The sequence below is a fragment of the Pseudomonas sp. USTB-Z genome (genome assembly GCF_019691255.1).
Taxonomy (GTDB): domain Bacteria; phylum Pseudomonadota; class Gammaproteobacteria; order Pseudomonadales; family Pseudomonadaceae; genus Aquipseudomonas; species Aquipseudomonas alloputida.
In genome coordinates, this window is sequence record NZ_JAECZP010000002.1 from 338,088 (window position 1) to 353,037 (window position 14,950).

Annotated in this window: 16 protein-coding genes; 12 read left to right on the forward strand and 4 right to left on the reverse strand. The window is 62.3% G+C overall.

Features of this window, described 5'->3' with window-relative positions; all coding sequences use genetic code 11:
- Positions 1–12: 12 nt before the first annotated feature.
- Entirely contained in the window at positions 13–1,422 is a 1,410-nt protein-coding gene (locus I8746_RS03525; RefSeq protein WP_192907466.1) for an LLM class flavin-dependent oxidoreductase, read from the reverse strand.
- A 243-nt stretch (positions 1,423–1,665) separates the two neighbouring features.
- On the opposite strand from I8746_RS03525, the gene I8746_RS03530 reads away from it, so the two are divergent.
- From I8746_RS03530 to I8746_RS03550, 5 genes are all read left to right on the forward strand, one after another.
- On the forward strand, positions 1,666–2,655 hold the full coding sequence (locus tag I8746_RS03530) for a universal stress protein (protein WP_088512282.1): 990 nt from the start codon (positions 1,666–1,668) through the stop codon (positions 2,653–2,655).
- Positions 2,656–2,750: 95 nt separating this feature from the next.
- Entirely contained in the window at positions 2,751–3,710 is a 960-nt protein-coding gene (locus tag I8746_RS03535) for a ribose-phosphate pyrophosphokinase (protein WP_088512283.1), read from the forward strand.
- A 188-nt stretch (positions 3,711–3,898) separates the two neighbouring features.
- Positions 3,899–4,492: a GNAT family N-acetyltransferase gene (locus tag I8746_RS03540; protein WP_012052715.1), complete on the forward strand. Its 594-nt coding sequence runs from the start codon at positions 3,899–3,901 to the stop codon at positions 4,490–4,492.
- Complete coding sequence (locus I8746_RS03545; protein ID WP_003253997.1) at positions 4,489–4,848, forward strand: cupin domain-containing protein; 360 nt, start codon at positions 4,489–4,491, stop codon at positions 4,846–4,848. The genes I8746_RS03540 and I8746_RS03545 overlap by 4 nt, the downstream gene beginning before the upstream one ends.
- Positions 4,849–4,915: 67 nt before the next feature.
- On the forward strand, positions 4,916–6,553 hold the full coding sequence (locus I8746_RS03550; RefSeq protein WP_012052716.1) for a mechanosensitive ion channel family protein: 1,638 nt from the start codon (positions 4,916–4,918) through the stop codon (positions 6,551–6,553).
- A gap of 205 nt (positions 6,554–6,758) precedes the next feature.
- Here I8746_RS03550 and I8746_RS03555 read toward each other — a convergent pair whose 3' ends face one another.
- A complete protein-coding gene (locus I8746_RS03555) occupies positions 6,759–7,646 on the reverse strand; it encodes a MerR family transcriptional regulator (protein ID WP_012052717.1) in 888 nt (295 codons plus the stop codon).
- 153 nt (positions 7,647–7,799) lie between these two features.
- On the opposite strand from I8746_RS03555, the gene I8746_RS03560 reads away from it, so the two are divergent.
- The 7 genes from I8746_RS03560 to I8746_RS03590 all read left to right on the forward strand — a co-directional run bounded on the left by I8746_RS03560 (position 7,800) and on the right by I8746_RS03590 (position 13,305).
- Positions 7,800–8,246: a PAS domain S-box protein gene (locus tag I8746_RS03560; RefSeq protein WP_012052718.1), complete on the forward strand. Its 447-nt coding sequence runs from the start codon at positions 7,800–7,802 to the stop codon at positions 8,244–8,246.
- Positions 8,247–8,348: 102 nt separating this feature from the next.
- Entirely contained in the window at positions 8,349–8,771 is a 423-nt protein-coding gene (locus I8746_RS03565) for a nuclear transport factor 2 family protein (protein WP_003254001.1), read from the forward strand.
- Positions 8,768–9,520 carry an SDR family oxidoreductase gene (locus tag I8746_RS03570; protein ID WP_221100158.1) on the forward strand — a complete coding sequence of 251 codons (753 nt, stop codon included), beginning with the start codon at positions 8,768–8,770 and terminating at the stop codon, positions 9,518–9,520. The genes I8746_RS03565 and I8746_RS03570 overlap by 4 nt, the downstream gene beginning before the upstream one ends.
- Positions 9,521–9,526: 6 nt before the next feature.
- Positions 9,527–10,774 (forward strand): NAD(P)/FAD-dependent oxidoreductase, encoded by a 1,248-nt coding sequence (locus tag I8746_RS03575; protein ID WP_221100159.1) that lies wholly within the window; start codon positions 9,527–9,529, stop codon positions 10,772–10,774.
- The gene (locus tag I8746_RS03580) at positions 10,771–11,580 is read left to right on the forward strand and encodes a DUF1365 domain-containing protein (protein ID WP_014756355.1); all 810 of its coding nucleotides are present in this window, start codon (positions 10,771–10,773) and stop codon (positions 11,578–11,580) included. Before I8746_RS03575 ends, I8746_RS03580 begins: the two co-directional genes overlap by 4 nt.
- Positions 11,555–12,817, forward strand: coding sequence for a cyclopropane-fatty-acyl-phospholipid synthase family protein (locus I8746_RS03585; RefSeq protein WP_221100160.1), 1,263 nt, complete (start codon positions 11,555–11,557; stop codon positions 12,815–12,817). The genes I8746_RS03580 and I8746_RS03585 overlap by 26 nt, the downstream gene beginning before the upstream one ends.
- Positions 12,817–13,305, forward strand: a complete 489-nt coding sequence (locus I8746_RS03590; RefSeq protein ID WP_047602974.1) for a DUF2878 domain-containing protein — start codon at positions 12,817–12,819, stop codon at positions 13,303–13,305. Before I8746_RS03585 ends, I8746_RS03590 begins: the two co-directional genes overlap by 1 nt.
- On the opposite strand, the gene I8746_RS03595 is transcribed toward I8746_RS03590, so the two are convergent.
- Together I8746_RS03595 and I8746_RS03600 are read right to left on the reverse strand one after the other, a co-directional pair.
- The gene (locus I8746_RS03595; protein ID WP_004576510.1) at positions 13,243–13,425 is read right to left on the reverse strand and encodes a DUF2256 domain-containing protein; all 183 of its coding nucleotides are present in this window, start codon (positions 13,423–13,425) and stop codon (positions 13,243–13,245) included. The genes I8746_RS03590 and I8746_RS03595 overlap by 63 nt on opposite strands.
- Entirely contained in the window at positions 13,422–14,948 is a 1,527-nt protein-coding gene (locus tag I8746_RS03600) for a cryptochrome/photolyase family protein (protein ID WP_221100161.1), read from the reverse strand. The genes I8746_RS03595 and I8746_RS03600 overlap by 4 nt, the downstream gene beginning before the upstream one ends.
- Between the last annotated feature and the right edge of the window lie 2 nt (positions 14,949–14,950).

The following is a 14,950-nucleotide window of genomic DNA, read 5'->3' on the forward strand; positions in this document are numbered from 1 at the left end:
TCCTCTGCCGATTCAGGCCGGCTCGGCCAGGTTGACACCGACGTTTTCGCGCTGCTGGCTGAGGTCGCGATAGCCGGCGCCAGGATGGTTGGCGGGCAGTCGCGGGCCATCCCCGAACAGCTTCTCGCGCAGGGTTCCGGAACGATATTCGGTCTTGTACACACCGCGTTTCTGCAACTCGGGCACCAACAGCTCGACCACATCGCGGAAGGTTTCGTGGGCCAGGACGTAAGCCAGGTTGAAGCCGTCCACGTCTGTTTCCTCGACCCAGGCCTGCAGCTCGTCGGCGACGGTCTGCGCACTGCCGACGATCAGCGGGCCGAAGCCGCCAATACCAACCCAATCGGCCAGTTCCTGCACCGTCCATTGCTTATTGGGGTCGGCGGTGGAAAAGGTTTCCACTGCCGACTGAATGGCATTGGTATGGATATGCTTGAGCACCTGGTCGGGCCGGTACTGGCCGAAGTCGATACCCGTCCATCCCGAGATCAGCGCCAGCGCACCTTCGTAGCTGGTATATGACGTGAGCTCCTGCCACTTGGCCTGAGCCTTGGCGTCGGTCTCGTCGACGATCACTGTCTGCAGGTTGAAAATCAGCACCTTGCGTGGATCACGCCCGGCCTCGGCAGCGCGACGGCGGATGTCGGCCACGATTTTCTTCAGGATCACCTTGGACGGTGCGGCGACGAACACGCACTCGGCGTGTCCGGCTGCGAAGTCCTTGCCACGGCTCGACGCCCCCGCCTGATAGAGCACCGGCGTGCGCTGCGGCGAAGGCTCGCAGAGGTGGATGCCGGGCACCTGGAAGTGCTTGCCCTGGTGGCGGATCTCATGAACCTTGCTGGGATCGCTGAAAATGCCGCGCTCGCGATCACGCAGCACAGCGCCCTCTTCCCAGCTCCCCTCGAACAGCTTGTAGAGCACTTCAAGGTATTCGTCGGCGTAGTCGTAGCGCGCATCGTGGTCGCTCAGCGCCTTCTGCCCGAGGTTGCGCGCGCCGCTGTCGAGGTACGAGGTAACGATGTTCCAGCCGATGCGCCCCTTGGTCAGGTGATCCAGGGTCGACAGGCGCCGGGCGAAAGGATACGGGTGCTCGAACGTCAGCGAGGCGGTGAGGCCAAAACCGAGGTGTTCGGTAACCAGCGCCATTGGGGTGATCAGCGCCAGCGGATCATTGACCGGAACCTGGGTCGCCTGGCGGATGGCCGCATCGCCATTGCCGCCCAGCACGTCGTAGATGCCGATCACGTCGGCGATGAAGATGCCGTCAAACTTACCGCGCTCAAGCAACTTGGCCAGATCCGTCCAGTACTCCAGATCCTTGTATTGCCAGGCGCGATCCTTGGGGTGCCTCCAGAGTCCGGGCGACTGATGGCCGACACAGTTCATCTCGAAGGCGTTCAAACGAATTTCACGTGGCATGGGAGCTCCTGATCGATAGGCTCGGCACCCTGTTTCGGCGCCTCTCAATGCTCTATCAACACATTCCATGCCAATAAATATTTTCTTTATTTACAATGACATAGAGATTACTCGAAGCAGCTTTAATGCCTGCAGGACGACATCACTGCTGATTAGCTGTACAACAGCGAACAGTGTTGATGCGCAGCGAGAAACATGCCGAGCTCTGCGACCCGGTCATGAGCACACCGCATTCAGCCAATCTTGATAAATATCAAGGTCATCGAGCCCCACTGCGTCACGCTTGGCCTGAACCGGTGGGCCTTCATCGAGGCTGCCACCGCGGTGGAGGCCATCATGAATACTTACTCAAGACTGCTGCTGATCTGCCATCCAGACCTGCACCCTTCGCCTGCCCTGACGCGTGCTCAAGCGCTGAGCAGTGCGACAGGTGCTACCTTGCACCTGGTGGCGCTCAGTCAATTGCCCTCGCGCCTGGCAACCCTGGACCAGGTGCTACGCAAAAACGCCCGCAAGCAGGACGCCGAGCATCGCAAGGCTTGGCTCGCTGAGCAGGTGAAGGCGCTGGGCGAGCTGGGCATTACCGCCTACGCCGAGACACTGGACGACCAAGACCCGCTCAAGGACTTGATCCGGCTGGCCCAACTGCACCGGGTCGGGATGGTGATCAAGGACATCCAGCACGAAACCGCCTTGAGCCGTGCCCTGCTCACGCCATTGGACTGGCAATTGCTACGCCGCTGCCCGATCCCGCTGCACCTGGTAGCCCAGGCTGAAACGCAGCTGCCAGCGCGCATACTGGTCGCCGTGGACCTGGTCGAGCACGACCCGGTGATCGACAAGCTCAACGACCACATCCTGCAATCGGCACAGGCACTGGCACAACGCTGCAAGGCGCAGCTGCATTTGCTGCAGGCCTACGAACCCAGCGCCAGCTTCGTCGCCTATGCCGCCGCACCCGTGGCCTGGACCGACAAACTGGTCGAGGAAATGTCCGGTCGTGCGCGCGAGCGCATGGCGACGTTCGGCGGCCGTTATGGCATCAAGCCAGATCACCTGCACCTGGTGCGGGGCGCTGCCCGTAACGTGGTCAGCGAATACGCGAACCAGCAAGGCTTCGATGTGGTGGTGATGGGCACGCTCTACCACGAGGGGATGAGCAAGGTCGTCGGCAGTACTACCGAGCAAACCCTGTACAAGGTTCACTCCAGTATTCTGGCGATTCACGGTTGAACGATCGCCCGCTGGCTATGCTCGACTAGATATTCATCAAACCGCACAGTGCCATGCAGCTCATGTTGCTGTGAACGACCTCTGGAGCGCAGGGCATGAATGACACACCGCCGTTACTGTTCGCCTTGCAAGGCAGCCAGGCCTATGGGAATGCCGTGGCGCAACGCCTGGGCAGGACACTGTCTGCACATGAAGAGCGCGACTACGAGGACGGAGAGCACAAGTGCTGGCCTGGCGAATCGGTGGACGGTCGATCGGTCATCGTCTTCCACTCGCTGTATGGTGACGCGCACCACAGCGCGCATGACAAGCTATGCCGGTTGTTGTTCTTCTGTGGCGCGCTCAAGGACGCTGCTGCCCGCCAGGTGACGGCAGTCACGCCTTACCTCTGTTACGGTCGCAAGGACCGCAAGGTGGAGTTTCAGGACGCTATCATCACCCGCCATGTGGCTCGGCTGATGGAAAGTTGCGGCGTGGACCGCATTGTGGCGCTGGACGTGCACAACCCCAGCGCCTTCGACAACGCCTACCGAATCCCGAGCTGGAACCTGCAATGCACCCCACTGTTCGCCCAACGCCTGGCCCCGCTCCTCGGTGAGCAGGCGGTCACGGTGGTGTCGCCAGATATGGGTGGCGTCAAACGTGCGGAGCAGTTTCGCCAGGTCCTGGCGCACCTGCTGGCGCGCCCGGTCTCGGTGGCCATGATGGAAAAACACCGCCAACAGGCTGGCCTGAGCGGCGAACACCTGGTCGGTAACGTGGCAGGCAGCACCGTTATCGTGTTCGACGACCTGATCAGTACGGGGCAGACGCTGCTGCGCGCTGCCCAGGCCTGCCGGCAGGCCGGAGCCAGCCGCCTACTGGCTGCGGCCACCCACGGCCTGTTCACCACCGGTGGCGAGCTGTTCGACAGCGGCGCGTTCGAACGGGTACTGGTGGCCGACAGCATCGCCCCCTTTCGCCTGCCCGTGCGATGCCTGGCGCAACTGGATATCGTCGATACCAGCGCCTTGGTCGCCGAGTTGCTTGCCAACCGCCCGGGCACTGGCGCATAACCCCGGTGCAGGTGGCGCCGGCGGAGCGTCCCTGCTCCTGAAATCGGTCGGGCCATGAGGCGTGTCGCAGGCCATGCTGATGGTGTTCGCGCAGAGCATCATGGGAACCGCTATAACCGTCTACCCTGCCTCCCTGCCAAAGGCGTAGCCCTTGAATACTGACCCCCGGCACCATAGGAGCACTGTGCATGCCTATCGACTTCAGACCCGCTCGAGTCTCGGACGCGCATGATATTGCGCGCTTCTTTCAACTGACATCGGAGGGCATGGCCGATTACATATGGAGCAAGCTCGCCGCACCTGGAGAAGCCTTGCTGAGTGTCGGTGCGTCTCGCTATGCCAGAGAACAGGGCGACTTTTCATACAAGAACTGCCTGATGGCCACTTTCGAAGGGCGCGTCATCGGCATGATGCATAGCTATGCCTTGCGCGCAACGCCTGACAGGCCAGTCGAGACCGACCCCGTCCTCGCGCCTTATTCCGACATGGAAATACCCGATACCTTGTACATATCCAGCCTGGCGCTGGATGAGGCCTGGCGGAGCCAGGGGCTGGGCGCCCAGTTTCTTCGCCACGCCCAGCAGCGCGCTGACGACGCGGGCCTTGATGGGTTGTGCCTGATCGATTACGCAGAAAACCATGGTGCACGCCGCTTCTACGAACGTCATGGTTTTCAAATTGTTAAAACCTGCCAGATCGTTCCGCACCCGATGCTGGGCGTCACCGGTGAAGCCTATTTAATGTATCGCCCTACTCACAACGTGCTCGAGAAACAGCCATGAACCAGAAACTGACCGTGTTCCGCGAACTGGATATCCAACCGCTGCGCGACCTTCCGTTTTTTGAAGAAGTCCTGGAAGGTACCCCTCACACGCTGACGTCCAAGTACTATCACGATGAACAGCAAGGTCGCATTTCCGGAGAATGGGAAGCCAGCACCGGGGCGTGGCGCATTGACTACAAAGTGTGGGAGTTCTGCCACGTCCTGAGTGGATGCTGCGTCATTGAGCTTGAGGGTTGCGCCCCGGTCACACTGGCCGCTGGCGACACGTTCATTATCGAACCGGGCGCCAAGGGCAAATGGACCGTAGTGGAAGACATGAAGAAGAACTTCGTGATCCTCGTGCCCGCGAACTAAGCCACTGAATGCTGGCTGAAGCCGACTATGCTGGTAGCAATCCACACGCCGGCACAGGGGCTGTTAAATGGGCAACAAGCGCAGGTTCGGGCGGGCTGCTGGGCTAATGCTACTGATCCACGTGCTGTTCTCGCCCCTGCTCCATGCGGACACCCCTCAGCCTGGGCCAGAGATAGAGGGTGTGATTGCCGAACCCGCGCCGCTGACCGTCATCAACCGCACGGTGCTGGTCTTTCGTGCGACGCTGCTGGGCGAAACACCCACGGTGCGTGCCCAGCGCGCCAAGAAGGTCATCGAGGATACGCTTCAGGAAACAAACGATCTGGAGGTTCGCGTCGACCCTATCCTGCACAGCTACCTGGTGCTGCTGGGCGGGCGCCGTGCATTCATCGTGACGCCACTGGATGCTGCGGCCGATACCATTACCACAGGCGAAGCCGCCGAGCAGGCCGCCGAGAACCTGCGCCTTGTTGTCGAGGAAACCCGCCAGGCGCGTAGCCTGCGGTTCTTGCTCACCGCGATAGGCTACAGCGCTGCAGCAACCTTGGTCTTTTTCATGCTGGTAAAGGCCGCAGGCTACTGTCGACGCAAGCTCCTGGGACTGCTGCCTAAACTGATGGGCAAACACTCCGAGCGCCTCAAGGTCGGCCACACGCAACTGTTCGACCTGCAGAACCTGTACTACCTGATAGACCGCTCTCTCTGGCTGCTGTACTGGTTGGTCGTGTTGTTGTTCTGCTACCAGTGGCTGGGCTTCGTGCTGTCTCAGTTCCCCTACACAAGGTCTTGGGGGGAAAGCCTCAATATCCACCTGATGGCGCTGCTCAACTACCTGATCAGCGGTATTTTGCGTGCCATGCCCGGCCTGGCCGTTGCACTGTCGATCTTCTTCATCGCCCGGGGCATCAGCGCTTTCTCCAAACGTGTGCTAAGGCGCATGGCACGCCCGGGCACATTGAAATGGCTGACCGCCGAAACCTTGCAACCGACCATGCGCCTGACGTCGCTGGCGATCTGGCTCTTCGCCCTGGTGATGGCCTACCCCTATCTACCCGGCTCGGGTACCGATGCCTTCAAGGGGTTGTCAGTGTTGCTCGGTCTGATGGTTTCACTGGGGGCGACCAGTGTCATCGGCCAAGGCGCCGCCGGACTGATTCTCACCTACACGCGCACGCTGCGCGTCGGTGAATTTGTACGTGTGGGTGATTACGAGGGCACGGTGACCGAAGTGGGCATGTTCACCACGACCATTCGCACCGGGCTTGGCGAGGTGCTGACACTTCCCAACTCGATGATTACCGGCTCGGTGACCAAGAACTACTCACGAATCGTGCAAGGGCCAGGCTATGTGGTCGACACCGTGGTGACCATTGGCTACGACACCCCGTGGCGTCAGGTCGAGGCGATGTTACTGGAAGCGGCTCGGCGCACCGACGGCGTGCTGCAAACGCCCATGCCCCAGGTATTCCAGACGGCACTGTCGGACTTCTACCCCGAGTATCGATTAGTGGCCCAGGCCATCCCGTCAGAGCCCAGGCCACGCGCGCAGCTTTTGAGCCTGTTGCACGCCAATATCCAGGACGTGTTCAACGAGTATGGGGTGCAAATCATGTCGCCTCACTACCTGAGCGATCCCGAGCAGCCCAAATGGGTGCCCAAGGAGCAGTGGCACGCGGCCCCGTCCAAACCTGAAAACACCGCGTGAGCAATGAGGCCTCAGGTGCCGGTCAGCGCAATGATCACCGGCCCACAGACCGCTAACAGGACATTGGAAACGGCGTAGCAGACGGAAGCCGATGACCGGCGTGTTGCTCCCCGACTGCTTGAGGATCTTGTTCATCGACGCCGATAAGGGCCAAAAGCATGCCGAGCAACGACCCAACCACCCTGAGCATCGCGCAGGGCCAGGCTCAAACGTCCAGCGCCCCCCTGAGCAAGGCGTCAAGCACACGCGCGACGTCAGCACCCTGCTCGTCCAGCAGGCACACCGGCAGCCCGTGCAAGGCCGCTTGCACACCGGCCAGCCCCTCGCCCGTCAAGGCCAGCGGACAAGCAATGTCCATCTGCAGGGAGCGCAGGCGCTTGGCCAAGGCAGGGCTCACCGGTGGCTGCAGCGCGATCACCAGTGCCGCTGGCTGCATCGCCGCACACAGCAGCGGGAGCTCTTCCAGCGGCTGCCCGCAGCCGAGCACTTCGATGCGTTGTCGCTCGCTGCTCAACAGCAGCCCGGCGCACAACACCTGGCATTCGGCTTGACCCTCGGTACCCGCCAGCAGCACCCGCGGCGCATCGACCTGGTTCATCTGCAAGCGCAGCAGCAGCCGGGCGCGCAAGAACGTATCGAGAAACAACCATTGGCTACGCTGGCCTGGCGCAGTGCCTGAAGCCAGCTCATGCCAAACCGGCATCAGCACGTCCCGCAGCACCGTGGCCTTTGGCAAGAGTGTGAACAGCTGCCCATGGATAGCTTCCAGCGCCTGCGCATCGAATGCCCTGGAAGCGCGCGCAACGGCGGCGCGCCAGTCGTCAAAGGCCGAGGGCTGCTGCACAGGCGCCTCAGGCTGGCCGGCGAGCCTGTCACCCACCTTGCTGATGGGCAGGCCGTTGGCGGTCCAGCGCAAGATGTCACGTATGCGCTGGACATCCTGGGCCGTGTACAAGCGATGGCCGCCCTCGGTGCGCTGCGGGCGAATCAACCCATGACGCCGCTCCCAGGCACGCAAGGTCACCGGATTGATGCCGGTCAGGCTGACCACATCGCGCATGGGTAGCAATTCGGGTGGGGTGGCGTCGGTCATAACGAGGTGTCATTCAAGGGGTGATACATTCTAAACCCAGATGCACCTTCTGCGGCGAGCCTCCTTGGTTCATCATGCAACAAACAGCGCCAAAAGCTACTGCACGGAAGCCTTTGGCGCACATCGCATACGAAATGCCTGTAGGTGAGCCCCATGATCAATGCAAAACTCCTGCAACTGATGGTCGAACATTCCAACGATGGCATCGTTGTCGCCGAGCAGGAAGGCAATGAGAGCATCCTTATCTACGTCAACCCGGCCTTCGAGCGCCTGACCGGCTATTGCGCCGACGATATCCTCTATCAGGACTGCCGTTTTCTTCAGGGCGAGGATCACGACCAGCCGGGCATCGCAATTATCCGCGAGGCGATCCGCGAAGGCCGCCCTTGCTGCCAGGTGCTGCGCAACTACCGCAAGGACGGCAGCCTGTTCTGGAACGAGTTGTCCATCACACCCGTGCACAACGAGGCGGACCAGCTAACCTACTACATCGGCATCCAGCGCGATGTCACAGCGCAGATATTCGCCGAGGAAAGGGTTCGCGAGCTGGAGGCTGAAGTGGCAGAACTGCGCCGGCAGCAGGGCCAGGCCAAGCGCTGACAAAAAACCTATACAAGGACGTTGACTTGTATAGATAAAAGCTTAGGCTTCAGTTATACCTGTACAACAATTCAATGTTGTACAGGATTCCTGGAGCCCAGTATGTCAGCGTACCTACAGCAGTTCGCCGAGCGCTTCGCCCGCCTTGATGGGGCGAGCCTCGACACGCTGGATAAACTGTACAGCGACGATGTCACCTTCCGTGATCCCCTGCACCAGATACAGGGGCTGCAGGCCCTGCGCGCCTACTTCGAGCAGTTGTACGCCAACGCCACCGATATCCGCTACGCCTTCACCAGCGCCGACGAGGTAAAGCCCGGGCAGGGGTACCTGCGTTGGACACTGCAGTTTTGCCACCCGCGCCTGGCGGGGGGCCAGCCGATCACGTTGCAAGGCTGCAGCTGCCTGCATTGGCGCGACCGTGTGCATTTTCACCAGGACTATTTCGACGCCGGTGCCCTGCTTTATGAACACCTTCCCGTCATGGGCACTGCGATCCGCTGGCTCAAAGGCAGGCTGGCATGAGCCGCTGTTGGCTGACCGGCGCCAGCAGCGGTATCGGTGCCGCGCTCGCACAAATCCTCCTGAAACAAGGCCACCAGGTCGCCTTGGGCGGGCGCAACGCCGACCGCCTTGCCCCGCTGGCCGAACGGTTTCCTGGGCAGGTATTGCTGGCCATTGGCGATCTTGACAACCCGGAGCAGGTCGCCGGCATCGCTGCGCATATCGAGCAGGCCTGGGGAGGCCTGGACATGGCCATTCTCAATGCCGGCACCTGCGAATACCTGGAGCCTGGGCATTTCGATCCGGCGCTGGTCGAGCGCGTCATGCGCACCAACCTGCTGGGCGTCAGCTACTGCCTGGCGGCAGCACTGCCCTTGCTGCGCGCAGGCCAGCGCCCCCACCTGGTGGTGATGGGCAGTTCGGTAACCTGGCTGGCCTTGCCCCGCGCCGGCGCCTATGGCGCGTCCAAGGCCGCGGTGCGCTATCTGGTGGAGTCACAGCGAATCGACCTGGCACGCGAAGGCATCGCGGTCACCCTGGTGAGCCCAGGCTTCGTGGACACGCCACTGACCCGTCGCAACGATTTCCCCATGCCACAGCTGTGGTCTGCGCAGCGTGCCGCCCGGCATATCGCCAGGCGCCTGCCCCGCCGCCCCCTGGAAATCAACTTCCCCGGTCTTTTCACCTGGGTGTTGCGCCTGCTCGGGGCGCTGCCCGCGCGCCTGCGCCTGGCGCTGGGCCAACGCCTCGCCCGTCATGAACAGGAATGATGATCCATGCGTATAGCAATCATCGGCAGTGGCATCGCGGGGCTGACCTGCGCCCATTTGCTGTCACGCCAGCACGAAGTCACGGTTTTCGAGGCCGAGCAATGGGTCGGGGGCCACACCCACACCCTTGATGTGGTCTGGAAAGGCCAGCAGCATGCGATAGATACCGGTTTCATCGTCTTCAACGACTGGACGTACCCGAACTTCATCCGCTTGCTCGACCAGCTCAAGGTCCCTTCACAGCCGACCGAGATGAGTTTTTCCGTGCATGACCCGATGACGGGCCTGGAATATAACGGTCACGACCTGAACACCCTGTTCGCCCAACGCAGCAACCTGGTGTCCCCAGGGTTCTGGGGGATGATCCGGGACATTCTGCGTTTCAACCGTCAGGCACTGGCCGACCTGGACAACCAGCGTATCGATGCCAGCACCACGCTGGGCGACTACCTTCAAGCGAACCGCTATGGGCAACGCTTCATCGATCATTACGTCGTGCCAATGGGGTCGGCGATCTGGTCGATGTCTCGCGCAGACATGCTCCACTTCCCGCTTGAGTTCTTCGTGCGCTTCTGTCGCAACCACGGCTTGCTGTCGGTCAACCAACGCCCACAGTGGCGGGTGATCAAAGGCGGCTCGCGCAGCTATGTCGCGCCGCTGTGCCGACCGTTTGCTGAGCGCATCCGCCTCAACTGCAAGGTTTACCGCGTCAGCCGCGACGAAGGTGGCGTGACCCTCGTGAGCGCGGCCGGCACCGAACGCTTCGACAATGTGGTGTTCGCTTGTCACAGTGATCAGGCCCTGGCGCTGCTGGAAAGCCCCAGCAACCAGGAGCGCGCCGTACTCAGCGCCATCGATTACGCCAGCAACGACGTGGTGCTGCACACCGATACCCGCCTGCTGCCACGCCACCAGCGCGCCTGGGCCAGTTGGAACTACCGCCTGGGCGGCCCTGAGCGGGCGCCCGCCGCGCTGACCTACAACATGAACATTCTGCAGGGTATCCAGGCACCGACAACCTTCTGTGTGAGCCTCAACCAAACCGCACTGATAGACCCGGCGCAGGTCATCGCCCGCTTCCAGTACGCCCATCCCCAGTACAGCGTTGCAGCGTCGGCTGCCCAGGCATGCCAAGGGCAACTGCAGGGTCAGCAGCACAGTTACTTTTGTGGTGCCTACTGGGGCAATGGCTTTCATGAAGACGGGGTGGTCAGCGCACTGAAGGTGGCCGCGCACTTCGGAGAGCACCTGTGAACAGCAGCCTCTGCCTGGGCTGGATCAGCCACCGACGGCTGACGCCGCGGGTCCACGCGTTCCGCTACCGGATCGGCATGTTCTACCTGGACCTGGACGAACAATCCTGGCTGATGGGCCTGTCACGCTTGCTGGGACACTGGCGCCTGGCGCCGTTGTGCTGGCGCGAGACCGACTACCTGCCCGCCCTGACCCGCCAAGGCGAATCGCTGGCCCAGGCTGCACGCTTGCTGGTCGGGCAGGCGACGGGGCATCTGCCCGAAGGCCGGGTACAGCTGCTCACGCAACTGCGTTGCTGGGGGCTGTCGTTCAACCCGGTGAGTTTCTATTTCTGCCATGACCGCGACGGGCGCCTGAGCGCGATCCTGATGGAAGTGCGCAACACACCCTGGCGTGAACGCTTTCATTACGTGCTACCGGTGCAAGGCAACCTTGCCAAGCCCTTCAGCGTGGCCAAGGCCTTCCATGTGTCGCCATTCATGCCGCTGGACATGGACTATCGCCTGCGCTTCTTCCTGGACACGGACCATGTACGCATTCAGATGCAGAACTGGCAAGGCGGCACAAAGGTGTTCGAGGCCGACCTCGCCCTGCGCCGCAAGCCACTGGATGGAGCAGCGCTGCGGCGGTATGTCCTGAACTTCCCATGGATGAGCCTGCGCACTGTCTCGGCCATCTACTGGCAAGCGCTTCGCCTGTTACTCAAACGCACCCCCGTGCACGACCACACCACCTGCCAGGGTGACCTGGCACTCGGCCAACCTTGCGAGGACCTTGATGATGTCAAATCCCACCCTGAGCGTTAGCAAGTTCGCAGGCCTTGCGCCACTGCTCGGCGGGCTGGCACGAAGCGCCGTGCTCGCCCAGTTGGGCAAGCTGCGTCACGGCCACCTGCGCCTGCTCAGCCACGGGCAGCAGTGGAGTTTCGGTGATGCCGACAGCCCGTTGCAGGCCGAGGTGGAGATCCTCGATGACGCCACCTGGAGCCTGATCGCCGGCAATGGCTCGATCGGTGCTGGCGAAGCCTACATTCACGGCTATTGGCGCAGCCCCGACCTGGCGCTGGTGACCCGCCTGTTCGTCGCCAACCTCGAAGTGCTCGATGCGCTCGAGGGCGGCCTGGCCCGCCTGGGCCGCCCTGCCCTGCGCCTGCTGCACCGGCTCAACCGCAACGACAAGCGTGGAGCCCGGCGCAACATTCTGGCCCACTACGACCTGGGCAATGCCCTGTTCGAGCGGCTGCTGGACCCCACCATGATGTATTCGGCTGCGCAATTCGAACACCCTGGGCAAACACTGGAGCAGGCCCAGCTGCACAAGCTGGAGCGCATCTGCCAGAAGCTCGAACTGAGCCCCGACGATCACCTGCTGGAAATTGGCAGCGGCTGGGGCAGCCTCGCTATCCACGCAGCCACCCGTTACGGCTGCAGGGTCACCACCACGACGCTCTCCGAGGCGCAGTACAGCCATACCCTGGAGCGCGTTCAGGCCCTGGGGTTGGGGCAGCGTGTGCAAGTGCTCCGCGAAGACTACCGCGACCTTCAAGGCACGTTCGACAAACTGGTTTCCATCGAGATGATCGAAGCGGTTGGCCATCGCTACCTGCCGGTGTATTTCCGCCAGTGTGCTTCGCTGCTCAAGCCTGAAGGCCTGATGCTATTGCAGGCGATCACCATCCGCGACCAGCGCTATGCCCAAGCGCAGCGCTCGGTCGACTTTATCCAGCGCTACATCTTCCCCGGTGGCGCTCTGCCTTCGCTGAGCGTGTTGCTCGACACCGCCAGCCGGCACACTGGCCTGAACCTTGTGCACATGGAAGATTTTGGCCTGGACTACGCCCACACCCTGCGACACTGGCGCGAAAACCTGCGTCAGGCACGCACTGCGCTGACGGACCTTGGCTACGATGACATGTTCCAGCGCTTGTGGGAGTTTTACCTCTGCTACTGCCAAGGCGGTTTCGAGGAACGCGCCATCGGTGTTGCGCACCTGCTCTGGGCAGCACCCCAGGCACGCCGCGCGCCCTTGCCTGGCAGTGCCTGATGCGCAGCCGCTGGCTGATCGCCAATGCCCTCTGGCTGCAAGCCGGCTGGTGGGTCTGCGTGCTGGGGGCCGAGCGGCCCTTGTTGTTGCTGCTGGTGATTCCGGGCGTGGCAGTGCACCTGCGCCTGTGCCCGGACATCCATGCCGAGGTCAAGGCGCTGGTGCGCGTCACCTTTATCGGCTGTGTGCTCGACAGCGTGCTGGGAGCACTGGGGGTGTTTGGTTTCGACGCCTGGCCCCTGCCGCTGTGGCTAGCGCTGCTGTGGTTGGTGCTGGCCAGCGGGATGCGTCACAGCCTGGCATGGGCCGGCAGGCACTGGCGAATCGGCGCACTGCTGGGGGCGATTGGCGGCCCTCTGGCCTATGTAGGCGGCGCAAGGCTGGCAGGTGTCGCCTTGCCCTTGGGCGCGCTGGAAACCGGCCTGCTACTGATGCCGATTTGGGCGTTGGCCCTGCCCCTGCTGGCGCGCATCGCGGCGCGGCGCTGACCGGCGACATCGCTCGGAGCAGTAACGCACCTGCTCCCAACAGCGTGCCCAGCGCTTGCGCCAGGTGAACGGCCGGCCACACACCACGCAAACCTTGCTGGGCAGAAGGCTCTTTTTCATAACGCCTGCCCCGCATCGAGCCGCGCCAGCAATGACTGGCCACGTTGCCACACGGCATCGCGACGGCCAGCGGGCATGCCATCGAGGCTACGATAAACCAGGGCCAGGCGCGGGTTAGCCGAGAGCTGGGGGCGATGGCGAATGAGAAAATGCCAATACAAGGCATTGAACGGGCAGGCCTCCTCTTCGGTCACCTGGTCGACTCTGTAACTGCAAGCCTTGCAATGATCGGACATGCGCTGGATATAACGACCACTGGCGCAGTACGGCTTGGACCCCAGGTAGCCGCCATCGGCGTGCATCACCATGCCAAGCGTGTTGGGCAGTTCGACCCACTCGAAGACATCCATGTAGACCGCCAGGTACCACTCACAAATCGCGGTTGGCACGATACCGGCCAGCAAGGCGAAGTTGCCGGTAACCATCAACCGCTGGATATGGTGAGCGTAGCCCAACCGCAGGGTCTGCCCGATGGCTTGCGCCATGCAGCGCATGCGGGTGCGCCCGGTCCAGTAGAAATCTGGCAGCGCCCGGTCGTTGTTCAGGTGATTGAGCCCGGCATACGCCGGCATGCGCTGCCAATAGATGCCACGCACATACTCACGCCAGCCGATCAACTGGCGAATGAAGCCTTCGGCTGCATTGAGCGGCACCCGCCCCTCGCGCCAGGCTTTGTCGACGTCGTCGCACAAACGACGCACATCCAGAAGCCCGATGTTGAGCGCCGCACTGATGCGCGCATGAAACAGATACGGCTCGCCTTCGGCCATCGCATCCTGGTAGTCACCGAAAGCCGCCAGGCCGAAATCCAGAAAATGCTGCCACAGCTGTTGTGCCTCGGCGTGGGTCACGGGGTAGTCGAAACCGTCGACGCCCCCGTAATGGTCGCTGAAGCGCTGACGCACCAAGGCCACCACCGCTGCGGTGATGTCGTCTTGCGCGAAATGCGCAGCGAACGGGCCACGCAGCTGCCGTGGCAACGGTTTGCGATTGTCGCCATCGAAATTCCAGGCCCCACCTGCCGGGCTGCCGTCAGGCTCCATGAGCAGGCCGGTTCGCTTGCGCATGCCACGGTAGAAGTGCTCCATACGCAGCTGGCGACGTTCTGTAGCCCAGCGCCCGAAGGCTTCACGGGAGCACAGAAAACGCGTGTCGCGAAACCACACAAGCGGCAGTGCGGCATCACGCAAGGCCTGCTCCAGGCGCCACTCACCGCACTCGGTCAAGTGAATGTGGGTGGCGCCCAAGGCTTGTTGCCATCGACGCAACTCACCCACGATGCTGCCGCTGTTACCCTCGGCATCCAGCTCGACATAGTGCACCTGCCAACCCCGTTCACGCAGGGCCTGGGCAAAATGCCGCATGGCGCTGAAGATGAGAATGATCTTCAGCGGATGATGCGGTACGTATCGGGCCTCCCCCTCCACTTCCGCCATCAGGACCGCATCGCGAGCAGGGTCAAGGGACGCCAGACTTGCCAGGTCGAACGACAGTTGGTCACCCAGCACCAGGCCCAGGCGCATCG

Coding starts and splice junctions, on each gene's coding strand:
- I8746_RS03585 (WP_221100160.1), top strand. CDS start 11,555: ATGTCAAATCCCACCCTGAGCGTTAGCAAGTTCGCAGGCCTTGCGCCA.
- I8746_RS03535 (WP_088512283.1), top strand. CDS start 2,751: ATGAATGACACACCGCCGTTACTGTTCGCCTTGCAAGGCAGCCAGGCC.
- I8746_RS03550 (WP_012052716.1), top strand. CDS start 4,916: ATGGGCAACAAGCGCAGGTTCGGGCGGGCTGCTGGGCTAATGCTACTG.
- I8746_RS03575 (WP_221100159.1), top strand. CDS start 9,527: ATGCGTATAGCAATCATCGGCAGTGGCATCGCGGGGCTGACCTGCGCC.
- I8746_RS03595 (WP_004576510.1), bottom strand. CDS start 13,425: ATGAAAAAGAGCCTTCTGCCCAGCAAGGTTTGCGTGGTGTGTGGCCGG.
- I8746_RS03560 (WP_012052718.1), top strand. CDS start 7,800: ATGATCAATGCAAAACTCCTGCAACTGATGGTCGAACATTCCAACGAT.
- I8746_RS03525 (WP_192907466.1), bottom strand. CDS start 1,422: ATGCCACGTGAAATTCGTTTGAACGCCTTCGAGATGAACTGTGTCGGC.
- I8746_RS03540 (WP_012052715.1), top strand. CDS start 3,899: ATGCCTATCGACTTCAGACCCGCTCGAGTCTCGGACGCGCATGATATT.
- I8746_RS03545 (WP_003253997.1), top strand. CDS start 4,489: ATGAACCAGAAACTGACCGTGTTCCGCGAACTGGATATCCAACCGCTG.
- I8746_RS03565 (WP_003254001.1), top strand. CDS start 8,349: ATGTCAGCGTACCTACAGCAGTTCGCCGAGCGCTTCGCCCGCCTTGAT.
- I8746_RS03555 (WP_012052717.1), bottom strand. CDS start 7,646: ATGACCGACGCCACCCCACCCGAATTGCTACCCATGCGCGATGTGGTC.
- I8746_RS03590 (WP_047602974.1), top strand. CDS start 12,817: ATGCGCAGCCGCTGGCTGATCGCCAATGCCCTCTGGCTGCAAGCCGGC.
- I8746_RS03600 (WP_221100161.1), bottom strand. CDS start 14,948: ATGCGCCTGGGCCTGGTGCTGGGTGACCAACTGTCGTTCGACCTGGCA.
- I8746_RS03570 (WP_221100158.1), top strand. CDS start 8,768: ATGAGCCGCTGTTGGCTGACCGGCGCCAGCAGCGGTATCGGTGCCGCG.